The organism is Streptomyces sp. L500 (assembly GCF_054551825.1).
This window is the reverse complement of record NZ_JBTOLC010000001.1, coordinates 226,183-252,971: the sequence shown is the minus strand read 5'-3', so window position 1 is coordinate 252,971 and position 26,789 is coordinate 226,183. Positions and strand designations below refer to the sequence as shown.

25 protein-coding genes, 3 tRNA genes and 1 pseudogene are annotated in these 26,789 nt (G+C 71.1%); 11 read left to right on the top strand and 18 right to left on the bottom strand.

The window, feature by feature from the left end; all coding sequences use genetic code 11:
- Positions 1 to 9: 9 nt before the first annotated feature.
- Positions 10 to 927: an oxidoreductase gene (locus ACX9I7_RS01360; protein WP_459386252.1), complete on the bottom strand. Its 918-nt coding sequence runs from the start codon at positions 925 to 927 to the stop codon at positions 10 to 12.
- A gap of 205 nt (positions 928 to 1,132) precedes the next feature.
- On the opposite strand from ACX9I7_RS01360, the gene ACX9I7_RS01355 reads away from it, so the two are divergent.
- Both ACX9I7_RS01355 and ACX9I7_RS01350 read left to right on the top strand, forming a co-directional pair.
- Positions 1,133 to 2,017 carry a trypsin-like serine peptidase gene (locus ACX9I7_RS01355; RefSeq protein ID WP_459386251.1) on the top strand — a complete coding sequence of 295 codons (885 nt, stop codon included), beginning with the start codon at positions 1,133 to 1,135 and terminating at the stop codon, positions 2,015 to 2,017.
- A 116-nt stretch (positions 2,018 to 2,133) separates the two neighbouring features.
- Positions 2,134 to 3,177 (top strand): hypothetical protein, encoded by a 1,044-nt coding sequence (locus ACX9I7_RS01350; RefSeq protein WP_459386250.1) that lies wholly within the window; start codon positions 2,134 to 2,136, stop codon positions 3,175 to 3,177.
- Positions 3,178 to 3,198: 21 nt separating this feature from the next.
- Here the strand turns inward: ACX9I7_RS01350 and ACX9I7_RS01345 are convergent, their stop codons facing one another.
- Complete coding sequence (locus tag ACX9I7_RS01345) at positions 3,199 to 3,903, bottom strand: SanA/YdcF family protein (protein WP_459386249.1); 705 nt, start codon at positions 3,901 to 3,903, stop codon at positions 3,199 to 3,201.
- A gap of 121 nt (positions 3,904 to 4,024) precedes the next feature.
- Here ACX9I7_RS01345 and ACX9I7_RS01340 point away from each other — a divergent pair, with 121 nt between their 5' ends.
- The 4 genes and pseudogenes from ACX9I7_RS01340 to ACX9I7_RS01325 form a co-directional block, all read left to right on the top strand.
- Positions 4,025 to 5,359, top strand: coding sequence for a deoxyguanosinetriphosphate triphosphohydrolase (locus tag ACX9I7_RS01340; RefSeq protein ID WP_387576019.1), 1,335 nt, complete (start codon positions 4,025 to 4,027; stop codon positions 5,357 to 5,359).
- Positions 5,360 to 5,548: 189 nt separating this feature from the next.
- Positions 5,549 to 6,811 (top strand): NAD(P)/FAD-dependent oxidoreductase, encoded by a 1,263-nt coding sequence (locus ACX9I7_RS01335; protein ID WP_387576021.1) that lies wholly within the window; start codon positions 5,549 to 5,551, stop codon positions 6,809 to 6,811.
- A gap of 45 nt (positions 6,812 to 6,856) precedes the next feature.
- Complete coding sequence (gene dnaG / locus ACX9I7_RS01330) at positions 6,857 to 8,788, top strand: DNA primase (protein ID WP_387576023.1); 1,932 nt, start codon at positions 6,857 to 6,859, stop codon at positions 8,786 to 8,788.
- A 189-nt stretch (positions 8,789 to 8,977) separates the two neighbouring features.
- Positions 8,978 to 10,150 (top strand): annotated as a pseudogene (locus ACX9I7_RS01325) (RNA polymerase sigma factor); the annotation flags it as partial.
- Positions 10,151 to 10,154: 4 nt separating this feature from the next.
- On the opposite strand, the gene ACX9I7_RS01320 reads toward ACX9I7_RS01325, so the two are convergent.
- Together ACX9I7_RS01320 and ACX9I7_RS01315 are read right to left on the bottom strand one after the other, a co-directional pair.
- On the bottom strand, positions 10,155 to 11,594 hold the full coding sequence (locus ACX9I7_RS01320) for an FGGY family carbohydrate kinase (RefSeq protein WP_387576025.1): 1,440 nt from the start codon (positions 11,592 to 11,594) through the stop codon (positions 10,155 to 10,157).
- A 63-nt stretch (positions 11,595 to 11,657) separates the two neighbouring features.
- Complete coding sequence (locus ACX9I7_RS01315; protein WP_358630916.1) at positions 11,658 to 11,945, bottom strand: YtxH domain-containing protein; 288 nt, start codon at positions 11,943 to 11,945, stop codon at positions 11,658 to 11,660.
- A 191-nt stretch (positions 11,946 to 12,136) separates the two neighbouring features.
- Between ACX9I7_RS01315 and ACX9I7_RS01310 the strand changes: the two genes are divergently transcribed.
- From ACX9I7_RS01310 to ACX9I7_RS01300, 3 genes are all read left to right on the top strand, one after another.
- Positions 12,137 to 12,209 (top strand) — tRNA-Asn (locus ACX9I7_RS01310).
- A gap of 5 nt (positions 12,210 to 12,214) precedes the next feature.
- A tRNA-Asn gene (locus ACX9I7_RS01305) sits at positions 12,215 to 12,290 on the top strand.
- 187 nt (positions 12,291 to 12,477) lie between these two features.
- Positions 12,478 to 12,554, top strand: a tRNA-Ile gene (locus ACX9I7_RS01300).
- Positions 12,555 to 12,679: 125 nt separating this feature from the next.
- On the opposite strand, the gene ACX9I7_RS01295 is transcribed toward ACX9I7_RS01300, so the two are convergent.
- Positions 12,680 to 14,347: a tyrosine-type recombinase/integrase gene (locus ACX9I7_RS01295; protein WP_459386248.1), complete on the bottom strand. Its 1,668-nt coding sequence runs from the start codon at positions 14,345 to 14,347 to the stop codon at positions 12,680 to 12,682.
- 173 nt (positions 14,348 to 14,520) lie between these two features.
- Between ACX9I7_RS01295 and ACX9I7_RS01290 the strand changes: the two genes are divergently transcribed.
- Entirely contained in the window at positions 14,521 to 14,727 is a 207-nt protein-coding gene (locus tag ACX9I7_RS01290) for a DNA-binding protein (RefSeq protein WP_459386247.1), read from the top strand.
- A gap of 48 nt (positions 14,728 to 14,775) precedes the next feature.
- On the opposite strand, the gene ACX9I7_RS01285 is transcribed toward ACX9I7_RS01290, so the two are convergent.
- From ACX9I7_RS01285 to ACX9I7_RS01255, 7 genes are all read right to left on the bottom strand, one after another.
- Positions 14,776 to 15,468, bottom strand: a complete 693-nt coding sequence (locus ACX9I7_RS01285; RefSeq protein ID WP_459386246.1) for a YgjP-like metallopeptidase domain-containing protein — start codon at positions 15,466 to 15,468, stop codon at positions 14,776 to 14,778.
- A gap of 84 nt (positions 15,469 to 15,552) precedes the next feature.
- Positions 15,553 to 15,918 (bottom strand): hypothetical protein, encoded by a 366-nt coding sequence (locus ACX9I7_RS01280; protein WP_459386245.1) that lies wholly within the window; start codon positions 15,916 to 15,918, stop codon positions 15,553 to 15,555.
- Positions 15,915 to 16,289 carry a hypothetical protein gene (locus tag ACX9I7_RS01275; RefSeq protein WP_459386244.1) on the bottom strand — a complete coding sequence of 125 codons (375 nt, stop codon included), beginning with the start codon at positions 16,287 to 16,289 and terminating at the stop codon, positions 15,915 to 15,917. Before ACX9I7_RS01275 ends, ACX9I7_RS01280 begins: the two co-directional genes overlap by 4 nt.
- 83 nt (positions 16,290 to 16,372) lie before the next feature.
- Positions 16,373 to 16,729, bottom strand: a complete 357-nt coding sequence (locus tag ACX9I7_RS01270) for a hypothetical protein (RefSeq protein ID WP_459386243.1) — start codon at positions 16,727 to 16,729, stop codon at positions 16,373 to 16,375.
- A gap of 57 nt (positions 16,730 to 16,786) precedes the next feature.
- Positions 16,787 to 16,981: a hypothetical protein gene (locus ACX9I7_RS01265; protein WP_459386242.1), complete on the bottom strand. Its 195-nt coding sequence runs from the start codon at positions 16,979 to 16,981 to the stop codon at positions 16,787 to 16,789.
- 588 nt (positions 16,982 to 17,569) lie between these two features.
- Positions 17,570 to 18,631 carry an N-6 DNA methylase gene (locus ACX9I7_RS01260; RefSeq protein ID WP_459386241.1) on the bottom strand — a complete coding sequence of 354 codons (1,062 nt, stop codon included), beginning with the start codon at positions 18,629 to 18,631 and terminating at the stop codon, positions 17,570 to 17,572.
- 674 nt (positions 18,632 to 19,305) lie between these two features.
- Entirely contained in the window at positions 19,306 to 19,491 is a 186-nt protein-coding gene (locus ACX9I7_RS01255) for a hypothetical protein (RefSeq protein WP_450298627.1), read from the bottom strand.
- 716 nt (positions 19,492 to 20,207) lie between these two features.
- Between ACX9I7_RS01255 and ACX9I7_RS01250 the strand changes: the two genes are divergently transcribed.
- Positions 20,208 to 21,026 (top strand): hypothetical protein, encoded by an 819-nt coding sequence (locus ACX9I7_RS01250; protein WP_459386240.1) that lies wholly within the window; start codon positions 20,208 to 20,210, stop codon positions 21,024 to 21,026.
- A gap of 353 nt (positions 21,027 to 21,379) precedes the next feature.
- Here ACX9I7_RS01250 and ACX9I7_RS01245 read toward each other — a convergent pair whose 3' ends face one another.
- The 6 genes from ACX9I7_RS01245 to ACX9I7_RS01220 all read right to left on the bottom strand — a co-directional run bounded on the left by ACX9I7_RS01245 (position 21,380) and on the right by ACX9I7_RS01220 (position 26,466).
- Positions 21,380 to 22,585: a DNA cytosine methyltransferase gene (locus tag ACX9I7_RS01245; protein ID WP_459386239.1), complete on the bottom strand. Its 1,206-nt coding sequence runs from the start codon at positions 22,583 to 22,585 to the stop codon at positions 21,380 to 21,382.
- Positions 22,569 to 22,925 (bottom strand): hypothetical protein, encoded by a 357-nt coding sequence (locus tag ACX9I7_RS01240; protein ID WP_459386238.1) that lies wholly within the window; start codon positions 22,923 to 22,925, stop codon positions 22,569 to 22,571. The genes ACX9I7_RS01245 and ACX9I7_RS01240 overlap by 17 nt, the downstream gene beginning before the upstream one ends.
- A 10-nt stretch (positions 22,926 to 22,935) precedes the next feature.
- Positions 22,936 to 23,772 (bottom strand): hypothetical protein, encoded by an 837-nt coding sequence (locus tag ACX9I7_RS01235; protein ID WP_459386237.1) that lies wholly within the window; start codon positions 23,770 to 23,772, stop codon positions 22,936 to 22,938.
- A gap of 195 nt (positions 23,773 to 23,967) precedes the next feature.
- Positions 23,968 to 24,273 (bottom strand): hypothetical protein, encoded by a 306-nt coding sequence (locus ACX9I7_RS01230; RefSeq protein WP_459386236.1) that lies wholly within the window; start codon positions 24,271 to 24,273, stop codon positions 23,968 to 23,970.
- Positions 24,274 to 24,542: 269 nt separating this feature from the next.
- Positions 24,543 to 26,057 carry a hypothetical protein gene (locus ACX9I7_RS01225; RefSeq protein ID WP_459386235.1) on the bottom strand — a complete coding sequence of 505 codons (1,515 nt, stop codon included), beginning with the start codon at positions 26,055 to 26,057 and terminating at the stop codon, positions 24,543 to 24,545.
- 142 nt (positions 26,058 to 26,199) lie between these two features.
- Positions 26,200 to 26,466 carry a hypothetical protein gene (locus ACX9I7_RS01220; RefSeq protein ID WP_459386234.1) on the bottom strand — a complete coding sequence of 89 codons (267 nt, stop codon included), beginning with the start codon at positions 26,464 to 26,466 and terminating at the stop codon, positions 26,200 to 26,202.
- Positions 26,467 to 26,789 lie beyond the last annotated feature (323 nt).

Below are 26,789 nucleotides of genomic sequence, written 5' to 3'. Positions count from 1 at the left end.
AAGCCCCGCTCAGGGATACGTCACGCCCGTCAGCCGTTCCGACACCGCCCACAGGCCCGCGCTCGCCCGGTCGTCCCGCGTCCACCACGCCCGTACCGAGCGGGCCGGCGCGCCGCGCCACAGCTGGATCCGGGGGCCGATGAAGTCGTCCTGCCGCACGCCCGCCGCCGTGGCGGCGTAGAGCGACGGCAGCGCGCCGTCCTCCGCGCTCTGCGCGAGGAGACGGTTCAGCAGCTCGGCGCCCCGCTCCATCCAGGCCCGGCCCTCCATGCGGGCGCCCGCCGTCTGGAGATTGGTCGACGCGTACCCCGGATGCGCGGCCACCGCCAGCACGGACCCGCCCTCGGCCGTCAGCCGGCGCGACAGCTCGTGTGTGAACAGCAGGTTGGCGCTCTTCGAGCGGCCGTAGGCGATCCAGCGCCGGTAGCGGTGGTCCATCTGCACATCGCGCGGGTCGACCGTGCCGAAGAGGTGGAGCCCGCTGGAGACGGTCACCACGCGCGCCCCGGGCCCGGCGGCGCGCAGCCGGGGCAGCAGCAGGCCCGTCAGCGCGAAGTGGCCGAGGTGGTTGGTGCCGAACTGCATCTCGAAGCCGTCCACCGTCCGGCGGTGCGGCAGCGCCATCACCCCGGCGTTGTTCACGAGCAGGTCGACGCGGTCCTCCGGCAGTTCCTTCTCGAAGGCCCGCACCGACGCCAGGTCGGCGAGGTCGAGCGTCGCCAACCGCAGGTCCGCGCCGGGGACCTGATCTCGCATCAGCTGCTCGGCGGCCTTGCCGCGGGTGGTGTCCCGGCAGGCCAGCACCACCCTGGCGCCCCGCCGGGCCAGTTCCCGCGCGGTCACATAGCCGATGCCGCTGTTGGCGCCGGTCACCACGGCGGTGCGGCCGTTCTGGTCGGGGATGTCCTTCGCGCTCCAGCCACTCATGACGCCGACAGTACTCGCGCCACGGCCCGTGCGCCGGGGCGACGCCGGAGGGAATTCATCGGTCATTCGCACTACCGACCTTCCGGAAAGCTGCTCGGTGCGCTGCGATCCCGGTGGTTGCGGTTAGCCTGTCGACAGCCTTCCTGACGTGGTGGGGGTGCCTGTGCGTTTCCTCCGGTGGTCCAGGGTCCCTTGGGTCCGGGCCGTGCTCGCGGGCCTGTACGTCGTGGCGCTGGCGGCCGCCGTGCCCAGGGGGGCCGGCGGGCACGGCCGGGGCGGCAACTGGTCCAGCGAGGAGGCCCGCCGCTTCTGGGGGCCCACCCGGACGGCGGACACCGCCGACTCCACCGACGGCGCGGACGGCGCCGCCGCGAGCGGGGCCCGGCGGATCACCGGCAGCGCGCGCCACTTCGACGGGGTGCCCTCGGTCGGCGTGCTCTTCTACGCCGGCGAGGACATGAAGGACCACCACTGCACGGCCAGCGTGGTGCACAGCCCCAAGGGCAACCTCATCGTCACCGCCGGGCACTGCGGCCTCGGCGAGGGCACCTCCTTCGTGCCGGACTACCAGCAGGGCGCGGGCTCCCAGCCGTACGGGGTGTGGACCGTGGACCGCGTCTTCACCGACCCCCGGCGCGACGACTACGGCGACGGCTCCGACCTGGACTTCGCCTTCGCGACGGTCAGACCCGACGGCCGGGGCCGCCAGATCGAACGGGTCACGGGCGCCAACCGGCTGATCCGCACGCCCGGCTTCACCAACCTGATCAGCGTCATCGGCTATCCGAGCGCCGACAGCGACCCCGCCGACCAGGCCGTCCGGTGCGCGGCCCTGACCGCCCGGCTGGCGGGCCACAACCAGCTGAGGATGCGCTGCGACGGCTTCTCCTCGGGCACCTCCGGCAGCCCCTGGCTCGTCCGCTTCAGCGAGAAGACCCGGACGGGCGACCTCGTCGGCGTCCTCGGCGGCCTCAACGGCGGCGGGCCCGACGGCGAGGACGCCGACCGCGTCTCCTACAGCCCCGTCAACGACGACGAGGTCTTCCGCCTCTACCTGGACGCGATCAACGGGCGCGAACCCAGGAGGTGACGGGCACCCAGGGATGACGGGAAGCCGCCAGTGACGGCGTTCCGGGGGCGGACCGGGCCGGTGTTCGAGCACGGTGTCCTTCTTCGTAGCCGAAAAGGCCGGACAGGGGGACAACCATGTCGAGGAGCTGGAGACCCGCCGCCGTCGTCACGGCGGCGCTGCTGGGACTGCTGATACCGACCGGCACCGCCCGGGCGGAGGACGACGCGGGCAAGCGCGTCCACGCGCGGGTGGTCGGCACGCTCGAGGGGGAGTCCGCCGCCCCCGCCGTCAACAGACACGGCGAGGTCGCGTTCACGACCAAGCAGGGCGACCAGATGGTGTGGAACGCGACGACGGGGGAGCGCCGGGCGCTCCAGAAGGTGCCGGACGCCGCTCCCTCCGACCTCACGGACGACGGCCGGGTCGTGGGCGCGCACCACACGGACGGCCTGATCCTGTGGGCCGCCGACGGCTCCGTGACCAGGATCGGGATTCCCCCCGGCCAGGCGGCGGTGCTCTACGGCTCGCCCCGGATCGGCGAGGACGGCACCGTGCTGCTCACGGCGTACCACCTCGTCCGGCTCGACCCCCGCCGTCCCCAGCCCGTCTACATGTCCTACCGGTGGACCCCCGGCGGGGGCTTCCAGCTGCTGGGCGCGGCGGGCGAGGGCACCACCGCCATGGCCGTGAACGACGCGGGCCTGATCGTCGGCAGCAGCGGGAACACCGCCGCCGCCTGGCACCCCGACGGCAGCGTCGAGACCTACGCGCCCACCCCGGGACACACCTCGCGGACCTGGGCGAGGGGAGTGAGCGACCGGGACGTGCTCGTGGGCGGGCAGCAGCGCCCGGGCTCCGACGGACGAGCCACCCCGACGCGCTGGGACGGCCCCGCGGAGCCGCGGGAGCTGACGGACCTGGGGTTCGGCGGAGAAGCCACCGGGGTCAACAGCCGGGGCTGGATCACCGGCACCGTCCACACGTCGGCCACCGACTACCGCACCGTGCCCGTGGTGTGGGACCCGCACGGCGGCCCGCACCGCCTCGACGAACTGCTGGACGTGCCCGACGGCGGCATGCCGGCCGACATCGAGGCGATCAACGACCGCGATCAGCTGCTGGTGCGGATGTACACCGCGGACCGGAAGCCCCTGGACCTGGTGGTCCAGCTCCACTGACCGGGCCGGAGGCCGTACGGCCTACCGCCCCGCCGTCTCCAGGGCCCGCTCGACGCCCGGCTCGTGCGGGCCCAGGAAGGCCGGGCTGGGCCGGACGACCGCGTCCAGCGCGGCCTTGCCCGCGGCGAGGACCTCGCGGGCCCCGCCCGCCAGCCAGGTGACGTCGTGCTTCTCGCCCGCCCCCACCCCGTACGCGTCGATGCCGGCCGCCCCGCACAGCGCCACCGCGCGCCGTATGTGGAAGTCCTGGCTGACGAGGACCGCCCGGTCCACCCCGAAGACCCGCTTGGCGCGGGCGCACGAGTCCCAGGTGTCGAAACCGGCGAAGTCGCTGACGATCCGGTCGTCGGGCACCCCGCGCTTCGTCAGGTAGGCGCGCATCGCGTCCGGTTCGTCGTAGTCGTCGCGGCTGTTGTCGCCCGTCACCAGCAGCACCCGGACCTTGCCCGCGCGGTACAGGCCCGCCGCCGTGTCGAGGCGGTGGGCCAGGTACGGGGAGGGCTTGCCGTCCCACAGGCCCGCGCCGAAGACCATGGCGACCGGGGCATCAGGGACGTCACGGGCGGTCCGCACCCGGGGCGTGCCCGCCGCGTGCACCCAGGTGACGGGCAGGAGCGCCAGCACACAGGCCGCCATCACACCCCGCACCACCCGTCGCCGGCCGGCGACGGTCGTGGGCAGCCGCCAGCGCGCCGCGCGCAGCCCCGTACCGCTCGTCACACCCATATGGACCTCCCCCGTATCGCGAAGCGCCAACGTCGCGGTGGAGCCGAAGGTTCCCGGGGCGCCCCCGCACCGCCGGCGGGACGCATCGCTGCTGTCACACCCTGGGGCTACCGTCGGGGGTATGAACGGCAGCGCAGCAGGGCCCGTGACAGAGCAGAACGGCATCGCCGGCTACGACCCGGCCGACCTGGAGCGGTGGGCGCCCGAGCCCGACAAACGGCCGGGCCGCACCGCCTTCCAGCGCGACCGGGCGAGGGTGCTGCACTCGGCGGCCCTGCGCCGACTGGCCGGCAAGACCCAGGTGGTCACGCCCGGCACCAGCGCCCGCGCCTGGGACGCCAGCCCCCGCACCCGGCTGACGCACTCCCTGGAGTGCGCCCAGGTCGGCCGGGAGCTGGGCGCCGCCCTCGGCTGCGACCCCGACCTGGTCGAGGTCGCCTGCCTCGCCCACGACCTCGGCCACCCGCCCTTCGGCCACAACGGCGAGCAGGCGCTCAACGAAGTCGCCGGTCCCTGCGGCGGTTTCGAGGGCAACGCCCAGTCGCTGCGCCTGCTCACCCGCCTGGAGCCCAAGCGCTTCGTCACCGTCCCCACCACCGGCGAACTCGTCAGCGTCGGCCTCAACCTGACGCGCGCCGCCCTGGACGCCGCCACCAAGTACCCCTGGCCGCAGGGCGCCCACCCCACCGACCCGGGCTCCCCGAAGTTCGGCGTCTACACCGACGACACCCCCGTCTTCACCTGGCTGCGCCAGGGCGCCCCCGGCCACCGCCGCAGCTTCGAGGCCCAGGTCATGGACTGGGCGGACGACGTCGCCTACTCGGTGCACGACGTCGAGGACGGCCTCCACGCCGGCCACCTCGACCCCCACGTCCTCCACGCCGAGTCCGAACGCCGGGAGATCTTCGCCGTCGCCGCCGGCCGCTACGCCCCGGGCGCCGCCCCCGACGAGCTCTCCGACGCCCTCGACCGGCTCCTGGAGCAGGAGTGGTGGCCGCACGGCTACGACGGCTCGGCCGTCTCCCAGGCCCGTCTGAAGGACGCGACGAGCCAGCTCATCGGTCGTTTCTGCCTGGCGGCGGAGGAGGCCACCCGGGCCGCCCACGGGCCCGGTCGGCTCACCCGCTACCGGGCCGAGCTGGTCGTCCCCCGGGGCACCCGGCTGGAGTGCGCCGTGCTCAAGGCCGTCGCCGACCGCTATGTGATGCAGCGCGAGGACCAGGAGAAGCTCCGCGCCGAACAGCGCGTCGTCATCGCCGAACTGGCCGAGGCGCTCGTGGCCCGCGCCCCCGACGGCCTCGACCCGCAGTTCCACTCCCTGTGGACCGAGGCGAAGGACGACGCCGGGCGGCTGCGCGCGGTCGTCGACCAGATCGCCGCCCTCACCGACAGCTCCGCCCGCTCCCTCCACGCCCGGCTCGTCGGCGGCGCCGGGGCCGGCCGGCCCGGGTCGTGACCCGCCCGACCCCTTGCGGGGGCCGCCCCGTCCGGGGTACTCCCTCTACCGGCGGCACGCGGGGTACGGCACGCTCGGCGGTGGCGCCTTCCGCGGTGGCGCGGTCCGCCCGGAGGCACGGCCCGCGGACGTGAGACCCGATGGCCGTACCACGCACGGCGTGGCACGGCGGCAGCGAGGAGGCAGCAAGTGGTGGACGCGAACCAGACGTTCGTCATCGTCGGAGGGGGACTGGCCGGCGCCAAGGCGGCGGAGACCCTCCGGCAGGAGGGATTCACCGGCCGGGTGATCCTCATCTGCGACGAACGCGAGCACCCCTACGAGCGGCCGCCGCTCTCCAAGGGGTACCTCACGGGCCGCGACGCCCGGGACAGCGTCTTCGTCCACAAGCCCGACTGGTACGCCAAAGCCGACGTCGAGCTCCATCTCGGCCAGCCCGCCGTCCACCTCGACCGGGCGGCCAAAACCGTGCGCCTGGGCGACGGCACCCTCGTCCACTACGACAAGCTGCTGCTGGCCACCGGCGCCGAGCCCCGCCGCCTCGACATCCCCGGCACCGGCCTCGCCGGCGTCCACCACCTGCGCCGCCTCGCCCACGCCGAGCGGCTGCGCGGCGTGCTGTCCTCCCTCGGCCGCGACAACGGCCACCTCGTGATCGCCGGAGCCGGCTGGATCGGCCTGGAGGTCGCCGCCGCCGCCCGCGGCTACGGCGCCGAGGTCACCGTCGTCGAGCCCGAGCCCACCCCGCTCCACACCGTCCTCGGCCCCGAGCTCGGCCAGCTCTTCACCGACCTCCACGCCGAGCACGGCGTCCGCTTCCACTTCGGCGCCCGCCTCGCCGAGATCGCCGGCCACGACGGCATGGTCCTGGCCGCCCGCACCGACGACGGCGAGGAGCACCCCGCCCACGACGTCCTCGCCGCCATCGGCGCCGCCCCCCGCACCGCCCTCGCCGAGGCCGCCGGCCTCGCCCTCGTCGACCGCGCCGACGGCGGCGGCATCGCCGTCGACGCCTCCCTGCGCACCTCCGACCCCGACATCTACGCCGCGGGCGACGTCGCCGCCGCCGAGCACCCCTGGCTGGGCACCCGGCTGCGCGTCGAGCACTGGGCCAACGCCCTGAACGAGGGCCCCGCCGCCGCCCGCGCCATGCTCGGCCGGGAGGTCACCTACGACCGGGTGCCCTACTTCTTCTCCGACCAGTACGACGTCGGCATGGAGTACTCCGGCTACGCCCCGCCGGGCTCCTACGACCAGGTCGTCTGCCGGGGCGACGTCGGAAAGCGCGAGTTCATCGCCTTCTGGCTCGCCGAGGGCCGGGTCCTCGCCGGGATGAACGTCAATGTGTGGGACGTCACCGAGGACATCCAGAAACTCATCCGCGCCGGTGCCCGCCCCGACCCCGACGCCCTCGCCGACCCCTCCGTGCCCCTGCGGTCCTTCGTTCCGTAGCCGAGCGGGCCCGCGCCGCCGTCGCCCGGCCGTAGAATTCACCGCGTGGCAGGCAGGATCAACGATGACGACGTGAAGGCGGTCCGGGACGCGATCCCGATCGACGCCGTCGTGTCCGAGTACCTCCAGTTGCGCAACGCGGGCGGCGGCAACCTCAAGGGCCTCTGCCCCTTCCACGACGAGAAGTCCCCGTCCTTCCAGGTCAGCCCCGCCAAGGGGCTCTTCTACTGCTTCGGCTGTCAGGAGGGCGGGGACACCGTCGACTTCGTCATGAAGATCGACCACCTCTCCTTCGCCGAGACCATCGAGCGGCTGGCCTCCCAGGCCGGCATCACCCTGCGCTACGAGGAGGGCGGCTACACCCCGGGCCGCCAGCAGGGCGAGCGCATCCGCCTCGTCGAGGCCCACAAGATCGCCGCCCGGTTCTACGCGGACCAGCTGGCGAGCCCCGAGGCCGAGATCGGCCGGAAGTTCCTGGCGGGCCGCGGCTTCGACCAGGCCGCCGCCGAGCACTTCGGCGTCGGCTACAGCCCGGCCGGCTGGGACCACCTCACCCGCTTCCTGCGCGGCAAGGGCTTCTCCGACAAGGAGCTGCTGCTCTCCGGCCTCGCCCAGGACAGCCGCAGCGGCAAGCCCATCGACCGCTTCCGCGGCCGCCTGATGTGGCCCATCCGCGACATCACCGGCGAGGTCATCGGCTTCGGCGCCCGCAAGCTCCGCGACGACGACAACGGCCCGAAGTACCTCAACACCCCCGAGACGGCGATCTACAAGAAGTCGCACGTCCTCTACGGCATCGACCTCGCCAAGAAGGACATCGCGAAGACCAACCGCGCCGTCGTCGTCGAGGGCTACACCGACGTCATGGCCTGCCACCTGGCCGGCGTCACCACCGCCATCGCCACCTGCGGCACCGCTTTCGCGGGCGACCATGTGAAAATTCTTCGCCGGCTGTTGATGGACAACTCCGGCGCGAAGGTGATCTTCACGTTCGATGGGGATGCTGCGGGACAGCGGGCCGCCCTGCGTGCCTTCGAGGACGACCAGAAGTTCGCCGCGAGCACGAATATCGCCGTCAGCCCGGGGGGCATGGACCCATGCGAGCTGCGTCTCGACCAGGGCGATGAGGCCGTGCGGCGCCTCGTCGAGGAGAGCACACCCCTCTTCGACTTCGCCATCCGCTCCACCGTCGCCCGGCACGACGTCCATACGCCCGAGGGCCAGGCGGCTGCGCTGGAGGCGGCCGCCCCGATTGTCGCCAACATCAAGGACAGTTCCATCCGCCACCAGTACGGTGTGCGGCTGGCCGGTCTCCTGGGCATCCTCGACACGCAGTTCGTTGTCATGCGGGTGGGGCAGCTCGCCCGCTGGGCGCGTGAGCGCGGCGCAGGCAGGACGGCACAGGGTGCCCCCGCCGGGCGGGCCTCCGGTGCGCCGCAGTCGTCCGTCACGGCAGGCCGGCAGGCGCACGCGCCGGCGCCGCAGGCACAGCGCGGGCCCGCGCTCAATCTGCGCAGCCCGGCCGCGCTCACCGAGCGCGAGCTGCTCAAGCTCGCGCTCCAGCACCCCCACCTGGTGGCCCCGGCCTTCGACGCGTACGGCGAGGACGAGTTCACCGCCGCGCCGTACGTGCTCGTGCGCCGCGCCGTCGAGGCGGCCGGGGGCGTCACCCACGCCGACGCGGGCTACCTCACGAAGGTGCGCGACGCGGCGCCCGACGACACCGTCCGGGCCCTGGTGACCGAGCTCGCCGTCGAGGCGATCCGCGCCAAGACCGTCGACGAGGGGTACGCGGGGGTCCAGCTCGTACAGGTGCGGCTGCGGGCCGTCGAGCGGCGCATCAAGGACGTCCAGGCGGGTCTGGTCCGCCTCGGCGACCGCCCGGACCCGGAGCACCTCGCCGCCGTCCAGAACGAGCTGTGGGTGCTCGAGCAGTACGGGCGGGCCCTGAAGGACCGCGGGGCGGCGGCGCTCTAGCGCTCCGCCGGAAGCGCGGCGCAGGCCGTCACCGTAAGCACCCCGTCACGATCCGCGCTCAGAAAGTGAGCGCACGCCCCTCGTGGCGGGCACGCTCCGTGCCCCACACTGGTGGGCGGTGCCTCAAGGGGGCCCGGAGCGCGGCAGGTCCGGTGTGCCGGACCGGAATCCCCCCGATGTCCGACGCCGCGCCGGCTCCCCGGCCGCCGCCGCGCCCGACCGTTCCGCCGTACGCCCAGCCGCACGTCCAGCCGCTCGTTCTGCCGCCTCAGCAGCGATCACCTGGAGGTCGCCCCCGTGCAGACCCGGACCCCGACCCTGAAGGCCCCGGCCCACCCGCTACAGGCGGTGCCCCAGCAGGCCGAGCCACCAGCGTCCGAGACCCTGGCCCTCCCCGACGATCCCGCCCCGGAGCCGGTCCCCGAACGGGCCGCACGGGCCGACACCAGCGGCCCCTCCTCCGACCTCTTCCGCCAGTACCTGAGGGAGATCGGCCGGATCCCGCTGCTCTCCGCCGCCGAGGAGGTGGAGCTCGCCCGCCGGGTCGAGGCGGGCCTGTTCGCCGAGGAGAAGCTCGGCAGCACCCCCGACCTCGACACCCAGCTCGCCCTCGACCTCGACCGGCTGGTCGTCCTCGGCAGGATGGCCAAACGCCGTCTCATCGAGGCGAATCTGCGCCTCGTCGTCTCCGTCGCCAAGCGCTACATCGGCCGCGGGCTGACGATGCTCGACCTCGTCCAGGAGGGAAACCTCGGTCTCATCAGGGCCGTTGAGAAGTTCGACTACGCGCGCGGCTACAAGTTCTCGACGTACGCGACGTGGTGGATCCGCCAGGCGATGTCCCGGGCGCTGGCCGACCAGGCCCGCACCATCCGCGTCCCCGTCCACGTCGTCGAGCTGATCAACCGGGTGGTGCGCGTCCAGCGCCGCATGCTCCAGGAGCGCGGCTACGAGCCCACCGCCGAGGAGGTGGCCGTCACCCTCGACCTGTCCGAGGAGCGCGTCAGCGAGGTCCTGCGGCTGGCCCAGGAACCGGTGTCGCTGCACGCGCCCGTCGGCGAGGAGGACGACGTCGCCCTCGGCGACCTCATCGAGGACGGCGACGCCGCCTCGCCCGTGGAGTCGGCCGCCTTCCTGCTGCTGCGCGAGCACCTGGAGGCCGTGCTCTCCACCCTCGGCGAACGCGAGCGCAAGGTCGTCCAGCTCCGCTACGGGCTCGTCGACGGCCGGCCGCGCACCCTGGAGGAGATCGGCCGGATCTTCGGCGTGACGCGCGAGCGCATCCGGCAGATCGAGTCCAAGACCCTCAACAAGCTGCGCGACCACGCCTTCGCGGACCAGTTGCGCGGCTACCTCGACTGAGCCGTCACTGGACGGCGTCGAAGGCCCCGGGGTGGGTCTGTTCGCGCACCGTCGCGTACTGCTGGCGCACCGCCTGCCCGACCGCCAGGTCCTCGCCCGCCATGTCGAAGACCTGACTGGCCGCCGCGGGCCACAGCGGGGGCTGCTGCGGGGACAGCACGCCCTGCTGGACGCCCAGCGCCCAGGCCGCCTGCCGGGCCGCGCCCAGCGCCGCGTAGTCGGCCGGCTGCGGCACGACGACCTGCGCCCCGAACAGCGACGGTGCGATCGCCTGCACGGCCGGCAGCTCGGCCGCCGCGCCCAGCAGGAACACCCGGCGCACCTCGACGCCGCGCCCGCGCAGCACGTCCAGGGCGTCCGTGAGGCCGCACAGCATGCCCTCGAAGGCCGCCCGGGCCAGATGCTCGGGCTTCATGCTCTCGCGCCGCAGACCGGCCAGCGTGCCCGCCGTGTGGGGCAGGTGCGGGGTCCGCTCGCCCTCCAGGTACGGCAGCAGCACCAGCCCGTAGGAGCCGGCGGAGGAGCGCAGGGCGAGCTCGGAGAGGCCCGGCAGGTCCGTGCCGAGCATCTCGGCGGTGCCGCGCAGGACCCGCACGGCGTTGAGCGTGTGGACGACGGGCAGGTGCATGCCGGTCGCGTCGGCGAAGGACGTGATGGTGCCGGTCCCGTCCGCGAGCGCGGAGTGGTGGACGGCGAAGACGGAGCCCGAGGCGCCCAGCGAGACCACCGCGTCGCCCGGCCCCACGCCCAGCCCGAAGGCCGCCGCCATCGTCTCGCCCGTGCCGGCGGAGATCAGCAGGCCCTCGGGGGTGTGCCCGGCCGGCTCGGCGGGCCCCAGCACGTCCGGGAGCGTCGCCTGGCGGCCCAGGGCCAGCTCCACCAGATCGGGCCGCCACTCGCCGGTGGCCGCCGACCAGAAGCCGGTGCCGGAGGCGTCGCCGCGGTCCGTCGTACGCCGCAGGGGGCGGCCCAGCAGCTGCCAGACCAGCCAGTCGTGCGGCTGGAGGACCGCGGCCACCCGGGCCGCGGACTCCGGCTCGTTGCGGGCCAGCCAGCGCAGCTTCGCCAGGGGCTGCCCGGCCTGCGGCACCGAGCCCACGGCCTCCGCCCACGCGGCCCGGCCGCCCAGGGCGTCGGTCAGCTCGGCGGCGGCGGACTGGACGCGCTTGTCGTTGCCGAGGAGGGCGGGGCGGACGAGGACGCCGCCCGCGTCCAGCGTCAGCAGCCCGTGCTGCTGCGCGGCGACGCCGATGGCCTGGACGCCCTCCAGCACTCCGCCGGTGGCCGCCTCGCCCAGCGAGATCAGCCACGCCTGCGGGTCACCCTCCGGAGCGGACGCCGGATGGGGCGCGTAGCCCTGCCGTAGCACCGCTCCCGACTCCGCGTCGCAGACGACGACGCTCGTGCCCTCGGAGGAACTGCCCAACCCCGCGACTATGCCCATGCCGAGATGATGCCAAACCTTTTGGCCCCGCCGGCATCCGGACGGGCCATTCGGGGGTGTGTGTCAGGTGTTGCTCGTGCCCCAGTCGTCGTCGACGCCCTGGCCCCGCTCGCGGAGGGAGCGGATCCGCTCCCCGACGGAGCCGGGCAGCCGGTCCCCCACCTTGTCGAAGGTCCGGGTGACCAGCGCCCGGCCGTTCACCGCGGCGGTCTCGGCGGTGTTGCGCACCGCCGGGTTCTGCGCGATCCGCCGCGCGCCCTTGCGCAGCTCCTCGTAGCGCTCGCGCCCGGCGCGCGCGCCGAGCACGTACCCGACAGCCGCGCCGGTGATGAAGGTCAGCCGGTAGCGCATCGCGCCCGTCCTTCCGTTGGTCCGCGGATCCCGCCGCCAGCCGCCTACCCGGCCGGACCGAAGGTCACTCCCGGGCTCGGCGGGCATACCGATTGGCGGAGCACCCCCCTGCTTGCGCTAATGTATGTCTCGCAGCGAGCGCACGCCGCCCGGGAGACCGGTCGGGCGAGCATTCGAGGCAAACGCGACAATCCCCTGTAGCTCAATTGGCAGAGCAGCCGGCTGTTAACCGGCAGGTTACTGGTTCGAGTCCAGTCGGGGGAGCGCGATCCTCTATAGCTCAATTGGCAGAGCAGCCGACTGTTAATCGGCAGGTTACTGGTTCGAGTCCAGTTGGAGGAGCCATGAGATCAGGACCCCTCGGGGTCCTTTTTTCATGCCGGAACACCCCGGAACCGGGAACCGGACGTGCGTGATCGAAGTCCTCATGGTCAGACCGATCACACGATACGGACCCACCGGGGCAGCAGATCGTATGAGCGGCTATGCTGCGGCAGACGGCGCGCACAGTTGTGCGCGACGCGCCGTGAACGGGGCGGTAGCTCAGCCGGTTAGAGCAGCGGACTCATAATCCGTCGGCCGTGGGTTCGAGTCCCACCCGCCCCACCACGCGGCATAGGTGCAGAAACGTTCTGACCTGCATCTTTGTAGACCGAAGGGCCGCCACATTCCGATGCGGCGGCCCTTCGGTCTTCTTCAAACTCGGCTGGTGGGGCCAAGGTGGGGCCGAGAGACTAGGCGGGTGCCAGGAACATCACCTGTGGGACCGGCGGTGTGGCCCGAGCTGCTGCTGCCGGGCGCTGCTGAGGGACCTGCGCGGGCACCGGTGCGGGCGGCAAAGCCTCCAGTGCTGCGGGTGAGTCCGGTGCGGCCGGGGTCTCGGCCGCCTCGACAGGCTCTGCCGGGATGGGACGTGTGGGCTTGGTGGCACGCGGGACGATGGACACGGTGGCTTCGGCCTCCGCGCGCATCAGCTGGGGCACGACGCTCGTGTACGTATCCGAGGTGATCTGGCGGGAGGAGTGACCCAGGCGCTCCTGGACGACCTTGATGTCGGTGCCGGCGAGGAGGGCGAGGGTTGCGGATCCGTGGCGGAGGTCGTGCAGGCGGATGGTCGGGAGCTCGTAGACCTCGACCAGGCGCTTGAAGCGGCGGGAGAACCAGTCCGGGTGGTAGGCCTCGCCGTTCTCCTGGGTGAAGACGCGGCCTGTCTCGACCCAGGCGCCTTCAGCCTCTAGGGCGGCCCTCTCGCGCTCCTGCTCTTCCTTCCACTCGCGTAGGACGGCGATCGTCTCGTCGCTGAGGAAGATGGTCCGGACGCTGTCGGCTTTGGGTTCTTCGGCGTAGGTGACGTACGCCACCTCGACTATCTGTGCGGAGATACGGAGCCAGCCGGCGTCCAGGTTGATCTCGGACCAGGTCAGGGCGCAGGCTTCGCCGCGTCGGAGGCCGAGGAAGACAAAGACGTGCCAGAGCGGGTAGAGGCGGTCGGGGACCGTCAGGTCCAAGAAGCGACCGGTCTGCTCGGGCGTCCACACCATGACGGGCGAGGGACGTTCACCCGTCTTGAGCCACTGCTCTACCCGTTCGGCGGTCCACACCAGGGCCTTCGGGCGCTTGGCGGGAGGCAGCTCGACGAGCGCGGCCCAGTTCCGGGTGATCAACTGCCGGTCGACGGCGCTGCTGAGGGCCGAGCTGAGCGTGTTGTTGATCCGGTGCTGGGTGGCGGCTCCGGTGATCTTCCGAAGGCCCTTACGGACGGCCTTGAGGGCCGCGTTGGCCGCAAGGAATGTACGGCGGAGGTCGCGGCGGAGCGGTGAGCCCTGTGGGGTGTTGAGCATCGAGTTCTGCCACACCTGTTTTGTGGTGGCGGCGGTGTGCTTGGCTTCCTCGACGCGGGCGTGGTGCAGGAGCCGTTCGGCGTTCTCTCGCTTGATCGCGTCGTACATCGCGTCCAGGTGGTGGACGCGCAGGTCGCGCAACCGGTAGCGGCCCAGATGCGGGATGAGGTAGAGGTCGATGTGCTCCTGGTAGCCCTCGGCCGTGGTGCGTGCCAGGGCCCGCTTGCTCTCAATCCAGCGGGTCAGGTACTCGGCGACCGTTTCGTCGGACTGGACGTCGACGCCTTGCTGGGCGTCCTTCCAGACTCTCTCGGCTTCCTCTTCGGCTTTGGTCTTCGTGCGGAAGCCGCCGCGTCGTACGCGCTGGCGTTCGCCGGCGGCGTCGGGTTCGAGTTCGATCTGGAAGTACCAGCGGCCGTGGTTCTTCTTCTGGAGGTCCGGGCACTGGGCGCCGAGCTGTCGCGTCTGCGGGGTGCCGTCGTCCTTGACCAGTGGCGTGCCGTCGGGGGCGAGCTTGGGTCCCTTGCAGGCACATCTCCGGCGATAGCTGATTTCGGGCATGGCTGACCTACTTGTCCTGATCCTGGTGGGCTCCCTCCTGATCTTTCGGTATCGAGCGTTATTTTTCGGCCGTGGCCGTATGCTTTCGGTCAGGTGGCGCGGGGAGATGGGTATGACCACCTATGAGTGCATCTGTTGCGTTGCGTGCCGAGGCTGCTGATGAGCGGCCCGGGATGTCGTGGGAAGAGCTGCGTGAGCTGCCGCCACTGGTGAACGTGGTCACGGCTGCGCGGGCGCTGGGAGTCGGCCGGGACAAGGCGTACCGCATGGTGAAGGACGGACAGTTCCCTGCCCGGACACTGAACATGGGCGGCGTGACGAAGGTGTCGACCGCGTCCCTGTGGGACCTCCTGGGCGTGGAGCGGCCGGCTGGCCGGTGACGGGGAGTGCGGGCAGCCGCGGGACGGCTGCCCGCGCCAGGCGGCCGGTCAGGCCCTGAGAGTGGGCGGCTGGCCGCCCAGATCGCCGAGCCACAGAGAGCGAAACGCCTGCTCGTAGAGCTGCTTGTGGGCGACGCTCGGCAGCCCGAGGGCCCGGTGGACGAGTTCGTGCAGGAAGTTGCTGGAGAGCTGGGCGGTGGCCCAGTGCAGGGTCAGGCCACGGGTCGGGTGCCGGTAGGCCCAGGTGGTGCGCATGCGGGTAGACATCCGAACGGCCATCTCGGGGGTGGCGGTGCGCGTGAGGATGGAGGGCGCGTTGCGCTCTACCCATCCCTGACCTGCGCGGGCGTAGAAGTCGACGAGCGCCCGCCGGGCGGTGCTGGCGTTGTCAGCGGTGGTGCGGCGCATGTGGAGCCAGGAGCCCGAACCGGTGTGCAGGTGCTGGACGACGGGCTGGTCCTGGGCGTCGTCGGGGACGATGCGTAGCCGGTGCCCGCGGCCTAGGACGACGAATCCGGAGCCGTTGACGAGTTCCTTCACGGGGTTTTCGGGAGCGTTCTGCTCCAGGTGCCGGAGCTGGCCATAGATCCAGGCGCGGCGGCGGCGTACGAGGGCGATGGCTTGCTCGTCGGTGGTGTCGTGGGGGCCGCGCACGATGACCTCTCTCGTGGCCTTCACGGTGATGTCGAGGGTCTTGCGGTCGGTGGTGCGCAGGGTGAAGGAGAAGCCCTTGGTAGTCACGCTGCGTTCCGTTGAATAGGTAGCGATCTTTGGCTCCAGGCATGGGCGGGAGCGGGCGGCCGGGGCGCGCCCGCTCCCTGGTGGTCAGTGCTGGTCGCAGATGCGGATCAGGGGTTCGCCGTGCACGGCAAGGTCGACTGCGATGCGGGAGGTTCGGCCGCACAGCTGGCAGGGGAGGTCGAAGGTGCGAGGGAGGCGTACAGGCCGGATGGGCTCGTCTTCGCGCATGCACATGGGCAGCGGGTCGTCGTCGAGCGCGTAGAGGCGGTAGCGGTCGTGGTGGGGGTCGGGCGCGGAGCACAGGACGGTGCGCGGGGTGTCGTCTTCGGGGAAGGCGAAGGTGTCGCCGGGTTCGAGGCGCTTGGCGGGCACGGTGTCGGGCAGGCGCACGGTGACCGTGAACGGGGCCGTCGCCTGCCGGGTGGCCGCAAGCGGGCGCGGGCGCGTCACCGGTTGCGAGCCTCGAGTGAGGCGCAGGTGTCGCGTATCAGGTCGGCTGCGCTGCCGGAGAGCGCGGTGAGCTGGTCGGGGTGGCGGTGGCCCGTGAAGACGACGGGGGCCTTCGCGTCGAGGAACAACCTGGTGATGTCGTGGAGGGTGGTGGGTGCCTGGACGTCGGACAGGTCCTGAAGACCCTGCTCGCGGTTGAGCCCGGCGATGACGGTCACGCAGCCGGTGGGCCGGTGGATGCGCGCGATGATCTCGGGCCGGTCCTCCAGGGCGCGGCGCAGCAGCCTGGCCTGGAAGGCCGGGTCGTCGCCGAGGTCGAGTTCGGTCACGAGGCAGTGGTGGTTGATGGCGAGTGCGGTGATTGCGGGCATGGGTGGGGTGTCCTGTTCAGATGAGGGGATGGCGTGACGGTCAGTTGGGGCGGCAGGTGCTGCCGCCCCGGGCGCCGGCGGGGTCAGCTGGTGGAGGTGGGGCAGATGTCGCGGATGAGGGCGGCGGCTTCGGCCGGGAGCCCGGTGAGGTGGCCGCTGGTCAGGTAGCCGGTGAAGACGATCGCGCCGGAGGTGTCATGGAACTGCCCGCCCAGTTCCTCGATAGCGAGGCCCGCGAAGAGGTTCGGCAGGTGCTGGGCACGGTTCTTGCCGCCGATGACTGCCAGCCAGCCGCCGGCGGGAGAGTGGATGTAGGTGATGACCGCGGGGGCGTCGAGCAGCTTGCGGGCGAGGGCCTTGGCCTGACTGTGCTGGTCACCGAGGTCGAGTTCGGTGATGGAGCCGTTGGGTTCGATGAGGAGCGCGGTGTTTTCGGGCATGGCGAAGCCGTCCTTGTTCAGATCACGGAGGTTGGGAGTGGTCGTTCGAGGCGACGGCTAGGTCATGCACCAGCCGGAGTCGCAGCCGACATCGATGGGGAGCTCGTCCTGGGCGCGGGTGATGGCCTCACGGAGCGGGCGGCCGCCGCCAGTGAGGAACACCGGGTCCTTGTGCTCACGGCGGCGACGGATGTTCAGGATCTCTTCGAGGTGGCATGCCTTGCCGAAGAGTGCCGGGCGGTCGCGGTGCATCTTGGCCCAGGACTCCCGGGACTTCAGCGGGCAGAAGAAGCAGGCCGACTTGTTCGGGACGAGGAGGCCGGCATCGCGGATGATCTGGATGCAGTCGGTGCGGCGCAGGCCGAGGTCCAGCAGCGGGTAGTGGATGCGCTCGTACGGCTCGGTGCGACTGTTGGTGGCCCGGCTGATCTCGTCCAGGCTGATGCCGATGCCGACCGTCGCGGGATTGTCGGCGGTGGCCCCGTGGAAGCGCAGCCACTTGCCGATGACCTTGACCTTGAAGTCCTGTGCAGCTGCGCGTCCCGGGCTTGCCGTTGCTCATGCGTACGGGGATGGGCAGGGAGCGGGAGTCCCGGCGCATCATGCGGCCCCACAGGGTTTCCAGTTCGCCGATGCGGGTGCGGCGCTCGCGGATGTGCAGGTCGATGCCGCGTTTGGTGGCGTAGGGGGCTGCGATGTGGCGGACGTAGTTCAGGGTGCGGGGGTCTTCGCTGTCGTCACCAACGTTGGCGAAGATGAAGTTGCGGTAGGGGATCTCGCGCTGGGCGGCCAGGACCAGGAGGGCGGTCGACTGGACCCCGCCGCCGTAGCTGACGGCCATCATGCGGCGGGCACCACCTGGTTCAGCAGGGTCTCGACCTTGCGTATCCCGGCAAGCATGTGGGCTTGAGCAACGAGGCGGTTGCGGTGCTCGATGACGGCTTGCGCTTCGGCCGCGGCTTCCTCGACGGCGTTGGGCGTGGTGAGGATGTCGGCGCAGGCGACGGTGACGTGGGGGCCGAGGTCCCAGATGATCGCGTTGACGGCCGTGCATGCGGCGGCGATCTGATCGATGTCGACTCCCGACCAGCGGAAGGACGCCGGCTCCTTGCCGCGCTGGCGTAGGGACTGGGCGGCAGCGCGCAGCATGCCTCCGCTGCCGCAGGCAGGGTCGTGGATGTGTTGGCCGGGCTGGAGCTTGTGGAGCTGGTCTTCGAACATGGTGACGGTGAACTCTTGCAGCATCATCTCGGCCATGCACTCGGCCACGGACGGCGGGGTGTGGTACTCGCCGAGACCCTGCTGCGCGCCGGATGAGCGCAGTGCGGTCATGGTGGGCGAGAGGACATCGGCGGCAGTCCGGAAGAACGGGTCCTCGTGGCCGGTCAGGTCGAGAAGCCCGGAAGTCAGAGCGGTCCTGGTGACGGCGCGGGTGACGTCGAGCCGGTGCTTGTCGTGGTCGCTGTCGTTCAGCCAGTCGTGGAGAATCCGCGCCCGGTCGATCAGGTCAGGGCGCCGCATCCAGTGCCGTGCCCAGATCTCCCGGTACATCTGGATCAACTGGACGTCGTCCTGGGCGAGGATCTGATGGGGCGCGTTGGGGCCCTTGGGATCCTTCGGATGCATGAGGGCCAGGGCGGCCACGATGCCGATGGGCACTTCGATGGCGGTGCCGCCGTGCTGCGTGTGCCAGGTGCGGGCTACGGCTTCGCCGATGGACAGGGCGCGTTCATGCGGGTTGGCGGGCAGCCGGGGGCGCAGGGAGCGGACCAGCGCCTGCATGCGAGGGGCGGCCGGGGGCGCGGCAGTAGTCGGAGCGGTGGGCTTGGCGAAGGTCGCCGGTATCGGGGCGGGCTCGGGAGCGGCGGCGTTGAGGTCCGCAAAAAAGTCGAGTTGAGTCATCGTCGCGTCACTCTTCGTGGTCGGCGTTGGGTGTGCGTCGCCTGCACCCCGCCGGTCGGCGGGGCGCAGGGTGGAGCGGGAGGGGGGCTCCCTTTCGCTCCATAGTTATATTTTAGTACCCCTGGGGAGGGTGTCAACTTCACCCTCATGGCGACCTGGGGGCTGTTGTAGGACGGCAGTGAAGATTTCAGTACCGCACGAAAGATTTCAGTAGGTGCTTCAGTACCAGCACGGGAGATTTCAGTGAGGAAACCCTCAGTTGGTCGTCTCGGCTGGTCAGGGGCGGGGCCCCGGCCGGTGGGGGTGAGTTGGGCAGCGCGCCCGTGTCGGGCGACGCGAGAACGTCAGTGGGTTCCGACAGCTGATGTCAGTACTTCCGGCATGAGGTATGTCAGTAGGTGCGTGGGGTCTCGTTGGCGTCGAGTGTGCGGAGTCCGTACCGGACGTCGTCGGCCAGGACGGCGATGGCGTCGTCGATGAGTCCAGGAGGCCAGCGTCGATCAGCCTGGAGATGGCGGCGCCCCACTCCAGGGACTCACGGTCTTCCGGGGAGACGCACCCGTCGTAGTGCGCGCGGGACAGCACGGCGGCGTCGAGATCGCTGAGGACGTCGCGCTCCAGTGGCCGGTGCGGTCCACGAAACCAGTCGTCGTGCCTGGCGGGGTGGAGCCAGTTCATCCGCTGGTCGGTGAGAACGTCCATGCGCGGGGTGAGGGTGAAGTGGTGGGGGCCGCGTTGGTGCCGGTGCCGGGGTTCTCGGGCGGGGTCTGGGTGTCGCGGTAGCGGGGCAGCGTGTAGATGCCCTCGACGAGAGGGTGCGGGCCTCGGCAGGGGAAGCAGGGGAGCATCGCGGGGCGCACCAGTGGGTGCTGCTCCCCTTGAGTGCTCTTGGCGCCCCGGGTTTCCCCCTACTGGCATGGCTGGTCAGCGGGCCACACTGGCATGCCTGCGCCCCTTATTTCCCGGGAGGCGGAGGGCGTTGTCAGCCGCTGTGTGGAGGAGTCCCACGGCCTGGACGCGTCACCCGAATGGAGGCACCACCTCGGACGGTTGCAGTCCCCGGTGCGGCCGGCGAGGCACTGGCCCGCGCGGCTACGGCAGTGCCTGACGCATGTGCAGTGCAGTGCAGTTGACTATCTACGGGAAGAGAGACGTAACGGTGCAGCGGAAGTGTGTACCTCCCCTGTGGGCGGGAGTCAGCCGGCGGACCGGTGCCGTGGCGTCGGCTCTGGTCCTGACCGCGAGCGCGTTCACGGCGCAGTTGCTGCTCCCGTCGTCGGCCGGCGCCGCGGAGGGCAGCCAGTGGTTCCCCTCGGACGGGTCCTTCGAGGTTCCCGCAGGGGTCACGTCGGTCACGTTTCACATCTGGGGCGGTGGCGGCGGGGGCGGTGGCGGGGGCGGCGGTGCGGGTTCCGGTGGCGGTGGAGGGGGCGGAGGCGGTAACACCGGCAGCGGAGGCAGCGGAGGGGCCGGAACCAGCGCCCTCGGCAGCGGTGGTGGTGGGGGAGGCGGTGGAGGGGGCGGAGGCGGCGGGGGAGGTCTTGGCGGTGCGAGCGGCGGCTACGTGACGTGCACCGTGCCCGTCAAGGCAGGCCAGAAGTTCAAGGTCCGCATTGGTGAAGGCGGCGCCGGAGGCAAGGTCGGCAACGGCGGCCAAGGCGGCGCCGGGGGCAAGGGGGGCCAGGAGGCGACGAGTGGCGACAACGGCAAGGACGGTGAGTCCCCCACCGCCAATGCCAAGAACGGCGAGCCCGGCAAACCGAGCAAGGTCATCATCGCCACTGGCGATGCGCGTTCCTTTCCCTACAGCGCCTTCGTCACTGGTGGAACTGGCGGGTACCTGGGCCATGTCGCACCACGCGCCGAAAAGAGCGCCGGTGGTTTCGCCTGGGGCTACGGCACCTACCGGAGTGGTGGCAAGGGCACGGGCGGAACCGGCGGCAAGGGCGCGGGTCAGAGCAGCCTGAAGGAGCCCACCGCGCAAGGCGGCTGCAACTTCAAGGGTGCCACGAATAAAACCCTCAACGTGGGCACAGCCGGACAGCGTGGCGAGCCCGGCAAGGCCGGCGGCGCCGGTATCGACGGTGGGGAAGGCGCCCGAAACAACAACCTCGTGAGCGGCGGACACGCGGGCACAGGCGGCGGTGGTGGAACCGGCGGAGCCGGTGGCCCTGGCCTGACGATCGCAGGGGTGACGCCCGGTACCGGCGGCAAGGGCGGCGACGGCGGCACCGGCGGCGGCTACATCGACAAAGAAGAGACCGGCGCGGGTGGCCAGGGCGGCGCCAGTGACAGCCGCGGTGGCTTCGGGCTGGAAGGCCATCAAGGCAGCGCCGGCAGCCCGGGCGCGAAGGGAAGCCCCGGCGCCGTCTACGTGACATGGACTACTCCCTGACCCCGGCAACTACCACCGCCGCGGGGTAGCGGGCGGACCGGTCCGTACCGCCCAGGCGGCTCGGCCCGCCGCCGACGTCGCTCCCTGCTGACCCGCCATGTCGCCGACCACTGACATTCCATGTCGCCAGCCGCTGGCATTTCGATGTCGTCCGACAGCCCGACCGCCGCACCCGGCCCGGTGGCCCCGCGGCGCTGAAGTGTTCGCTGCGGCAGACGGCCCGCCGGGCGCCGCACGAAAGATTTCAGTGCCCAGGTCACAGGCCCGCGTACTGAAATCTTCCGTGTGGACCGACAGCTGTCCGCTGGTGATTTGTCGACTCTCGGGCTTGTGGCCTGCCCTGCTGGAGGGGGCTACGACAGGGCGGCGGCGAGCCGTTCGCCCAGCCACTGGCCAACGTTGACGGGCACCGCGTTGCCGATCAGGGTGCTCTGCTGCGTGCTCGTTCCCTGGAAATAGTGAGAGTCGGGGAACCGCTGTGCGCGGGCCTTCTCCCGCGCGCCCAGCATGCGTATCCGGCAGGACCCGAGGGAGTCGCCGGGGATGACGAGCATGTGATGGTTGCCCTTTGCGGTAATGGTGCCGACCGGCTCATCAAGGGTCTGGGTGGTGCAGTTGTTGCGCATGATGGCGATGAACGGCTTGTCGCCGTACTTGGCGCGCCCGATCTCGATCTTGCGGAGTGTCTCGTCGACGTAGGGGCGGAACCTCTTGCCCGGCTTGCCGGCGCTGACCGCGCGGGTGGGCAGCGAGAAGTCGATCGAGTCCCGGATCGGGCGGGTGGCTGGCTCGACCTGCAGGTGGCCACACCTTCGGCTAGGGCATACGTACTGGTACGACGTCCCGTAGGTACCCACCCGGATGCGGTTGTTGTTGCCCCACTTCTGGACGCCGCGCACGATTCCGCAGCGTGGGCAGGAGGACAGCGGCCGGGGCCGCAGGTCCGGGGCGCGCACTCCCTTTCGGACGAACACGAACAGCATGCGCTGACGGTGCTGAGGAGCATTGCCAAGGTCGGCTGCGTCTATGTGGGCTGCATCCACCGAGGCGAGCTTTGGGGCATAGCCGAGGGCGTCGAAGGCTCTCGCCCATGCGGTAAACAGCGGCCAGCGGGTGCGGAATGCGGGCACGTTCTCTCCTGCGACCAGGTCGTACGGGTGTCCGGCGATAAGCGCGGCCTCGGTAGCGCGAAGAAGGTCCCAAGCGGTGGCCCGGGTGTGGGCCCATTCTTCCTGTGCAGGCTTTCCCTCTTCGGCGGCGTCGTCGAGAGTGGGCTGCGTCTTGGGGGCGGTGTGGCCCCCCGAAGGAGCGACCTCCCAGCATATGGGCGATCCAATAAGTACTCGGGCCGGCGGCAGCCGCCGCATGTCCAAGCCGTTGATGTTCTCCTGGATGGCTTGTAGGCCGGAGAAGTTGGCGCGGGCCGTGGCGACTGCGGCGGCATCGTGGTTGGCGGCGAACAGAGGGTGGAATCCGGCGCGTTTGGCTCCGAGCAGGTCGCCGCACCCGCCGGCGAACAAATGGTTCGAAGTGAGCAGGGCATCAGAGGTGATGGTCATCGGTGTTCTCGTTCGGCACGGAGTGGAGCCCGGTGAGGTACAAGGTGCGCTGATGGGCGGGCATGAGGCACCAGCGGCAGAAGTGCCGCGCGTTCCCGGGCGGCCCGGTCTTCCACTGGACGCCGCGGTCGCACAGAGCCCAGGCGCTCATGCCGTGACGGGGCACGCGGTCCTCGGCCCACAGAGAGTTCGGGGAGCCCGGCCAGAAGGTGGAGCGCCACGGTTCGGCGAGTATGTGAACGACGGACCCGGAGGATTCGGACAGGCCGAAGCCGTAGGGGGCGCCGACGCTGGGAACGGCCGGGGCGCGGTCGTCGCGACACGGGTGGTGATCGGTCATGGGCCTGCGGTCAGCCGTTGTCGATCCACAGCACGCCGTACGGCGTCTCCCAGACCTCGCTGAGCCCGGCCTTCACGATGTCGGCGTGCACGTTGTGCCACGAGATGCGGCCGTGGTGCCTGTACGAGGACAGGTCCCAGCCGGCCGGACCGCCCTCGAGCGACAGCAGGATCGCGGGGAGGGAAGGCCCGAACCCGATGATCCGGCTGCGGTAAGACAGGTGCAGCTGCCGTAGTTCCTCACGGTCTAGCTCCTCGCGCTCGCGGGGTGTTCGCCATCCGCCGAGCCGAGAGATCGCATCGAGGCTCCTGAGGGTGACCCATGCGATGGCCCGCTCGCGTGAAGGCGAGCGTTCGGGGAGCGGAGCCGAGCTCAGGTGCCCGCCCTGGCCGTCGTCGTCCTGATGACCGTGCTGGTGGAGGCGCGTGTCGAACCCTGCCTCGTAGGTCACGCCAGGCTCGGGCGGGATGGGCCCGCCAGTGGTCCTATCGGTGCAGAACGCGGCGAAAACGGTGGCCTCGTCCAGGGGTATGAGATCGGCGTAGTCCAGGCGCCAGCCCCGTACGGCAGCTCCACCTGCCTGGATGTGACGCGTGACGACCCCACCTGCGCCTGAAGCGACGGCGGCAGCCAGAACCTCCAGCACCACGGGTGCGTTGCCGGCGTCGAACTCGACGCTCCCGCCTTCGGGGGTGATGCTGAACCTTGCCGGCGCCGGTACGGGACAACCGTCGGCCGAGACAGTGACCGTCAGGATGCCGCTTCCTACAGCTCGGACCACGTGACCGTTGATGAGCGAGCGCAGCATGCTGGCCGCTGTGCCGCGGCAGAAGTTGTGCAGCAGCACGGGGTGGGTGCCTGTCCTCAGCGCAATGCGGTCGATGGCAGCGCGGGCCTGGGTGACGCTTTGGTGGGCAACGTGCTGTCTGAGGCTGGCGCGTTGCGTAGCGGCACGCTGGGTGGCGCGATTTTGGGGCATGGTCTCTCCGGGAGGGGTAGTTCGGTGGAGGGGTGCCGCCGCTGCGGGCGGCACCCCTGGTCCTTAGCGGGCTCGGCGGGCGGTATCGCGGGCCTTGTGGGCGGCGTCCGCTCGGGGCGAGAGCAGCCGGTGTTCGTCCTGGGTGGCGTGTGCGCCGGTCACGGTGTCCGAGCCGCCGAAGTCGGTCGCCCACGTCACGGTTGCCAGGTAGCGGCGGGAGCTGTCGATCTCGACGGTGTAGCGGGTGGAGGAGCCGAGCGATACCTCGACCTGATCGCCGAGATTCGTGCGCCGCCAGTGCGTGAGCGGCGCGGCGACGGCGGCGGCGAAGATCTCGCGGGTGGTCTGCGTGGGGATGGTGATGGACATGGGTTCCGCCGTTCGGTCGCTCCGTCTTCGATAGCTATATTCTAGTATCTTAGCGGGGGGCGTCAACTCCGTTTGTGCAGGTCAGATGGGGTGTGGCGATGTAGTGACGGCCCATGTGGGGGGCACTTCGGCCGTGCTGCCGAGCCTCAGAAGCCGCGTCTCCTGCGGGCGTGAGGACCTCGGCGCTGCCGCGACTTTCTCAAGCGGCAGCCGGGGCTGCTCGTCCCGGTCGCCGTTGGCTGCGGGCGCCAGGAGGGCGCTGTTGGCCGTCAGGTCTTGACTGAACTCACCCTGTCGACAAAGGGTGCGCCCTCGGGTCCCTTGATGAAGTCGAGGATCGTGATGTCCTCATGGGTGCAGCCCTTTGCGGCGTGCAGGTGCGGGTTCATGCAGTGATTCCGGCTGTGTTCGTAGACCATCCACTGACTCCGAAACACGCGGCCCGGCGCGCCGTCGCCCGAGTGCCGCGCCGGACGCCGGCCGTCCCGGGGTTGGCTCGCCCGGATAGATACGACGCGAACGGTGCCATCGTCCTTGATGCCGCGGCGGCGGTCGGAACGGACCTTCACCGGCTTGCGGACGATCTCCTCGGTTTCGGTGACCGCCTTGGCGACGCGCTCCTGCGTGATGAGGTCCCAGGTGCCGATGACCGTGCGCAAGGCCAGCTCATCCCGGTCCTTCGGCTCCGAGCGTGCACCGGACCCCTCTTCCCAGGTCTGCCCTTCAACGATCAGCGCCTCCGTGTCCCACCTCAGCGGTGCACCAACGGGTGCTGTGGCGGCGGTGTAGAAGGTGACCCACCACCGACTGCCGTCGGCGAGGAACAGGGGTGTGGTGATGCCGTGGCGACGGGCGACCCACGGTCCGTGTCGTAGGTCGCTGTCCCAGCGTCCCCATGAAGCGGCGACGACCGGCCTCTCTCCCGGTCCCGCTGCGAGGGGCGTGGCGAACACGATCAGCCCATAGGTGCTGGGGACGCGGTGCTCGACGAGCGGCGCGGTGCGCGGGCGGAGTGCCTTGCGGGAGGCCACGGCACACGTGTGGGCGTCCGCGTAGTACAGCTTGGCCTTCGATAGGCGCTCAGCCTCCTGGGCGCACAGGATGACCCCGGCGGCGTCCGCGTCCTCCAGCGCCGGGGCGAGGACGTACCGGCCGTCGGCGAGAGTCTGCCCCATCCATGACGGTGCGTGCTCGGACTGGTAGTCGGACACCAGCTTGCGCCGCCACTCGGGGATTTGGCGCGGATCTGGCGCCCACGACTCCGCCTCCGTGCTGGACGGGCGCGGCGGGCTCGTCGTGTCGAGAATCAGGGGCCCGCCGGTGCCGTACGGGTCGTTCCGGGCGACATTCGCCCCGAGCATCGCGATCAGCTCCATCATGGCCGGAGGGTTCGCGCGTTCCAGGAACGGCATGATGCCCTCGACGAGTTCGAGCTGGCCTTGCCGCAGGGCTTCCAGGGTCTTCTTCACTGCCCTCGCGCAGCCGTCGGGGATGTGAATGCTGGCTCCTGTGGCGACCAGGTGCTCGGCGACGTACGCCCCGAGGATGCGCCCGTCGCCGGCCTCCACGATGCGCTGCGCAAGGTCTGCGAGCTCGGCGTCGTTGCCGCGTTCGGTGTACGCGCGCCCGGCTTCGGCCAGTTGCTGGAAGGCGCGGGCGGTGGCGCCCACCAGTACCTGGATCGTTGCCGGACGGGCCGGCAGGCCGAAGGCGTCGGTGTTCGACGCGGGCGACGCCCCCTGGGTGGTCCGAGTGTCGCCTCGCCTGCGGGTGTCGGTGTTCACCGGGACTCCTTCAATCCTTTCGCGAGACCCTCTCGCCTATAGCTATATTCTAGTATCTTTGAGGGGGGCGTCAACTTCATCTCCGCAGGTCAGAGGGGGGGGCTGCGTCAGCGGTGTGCGAAGCTGACGCCCCTGGAGGGGGCTAGCGGGCGATGCCCGGACGCTCGGCGTCCCGGCTGTTCCGCACCACGCGAAGGATCTCGTTCGGGTCCAGGGCCAGGCCCTCGTCGACAGCCTGCCCGACGACGTGCTCCGCGGCCACGAGCCGGCTCTTCAGCTCCGCGACGGTCATCCGCAGCTCCAGCACCTCCAGCCCTTCGACGGCCATTGCGGCCCGGGCCAGCCAGTGAGCTTCCGTTTCGCCGTCCTCCCACGGGATGACAGAGGCGGGGTCCAAGAGGGCAGCCACCAGTCGCGGACTGGGTGGCGGCGCCACCGCATGGACCGGACGCAGGCAGCGGGCGGCTCGGTCTAGCACTCCCTCGATGTAGACGGTGGCCGTCACCAGGTCGCCGTCCAGGACGCGGCGGACCTCGTTTCGTATGAAGCGGTAGCCGAGGTCGTATGGGCCAGCGTTGCTGATGCACGGCCCGTCGACCCAAGCTTGCAGGACGGGGGCGATTCTCTTCAGATCAACAGCCGGATCCCCGTGTACTGGAGTGCTGGCCAAGAGCCTTCGGGCCTCGGCTGCCGCCCCGGCAGCGCCGTCGTCCCATGCGGTGGCGGAAGGGT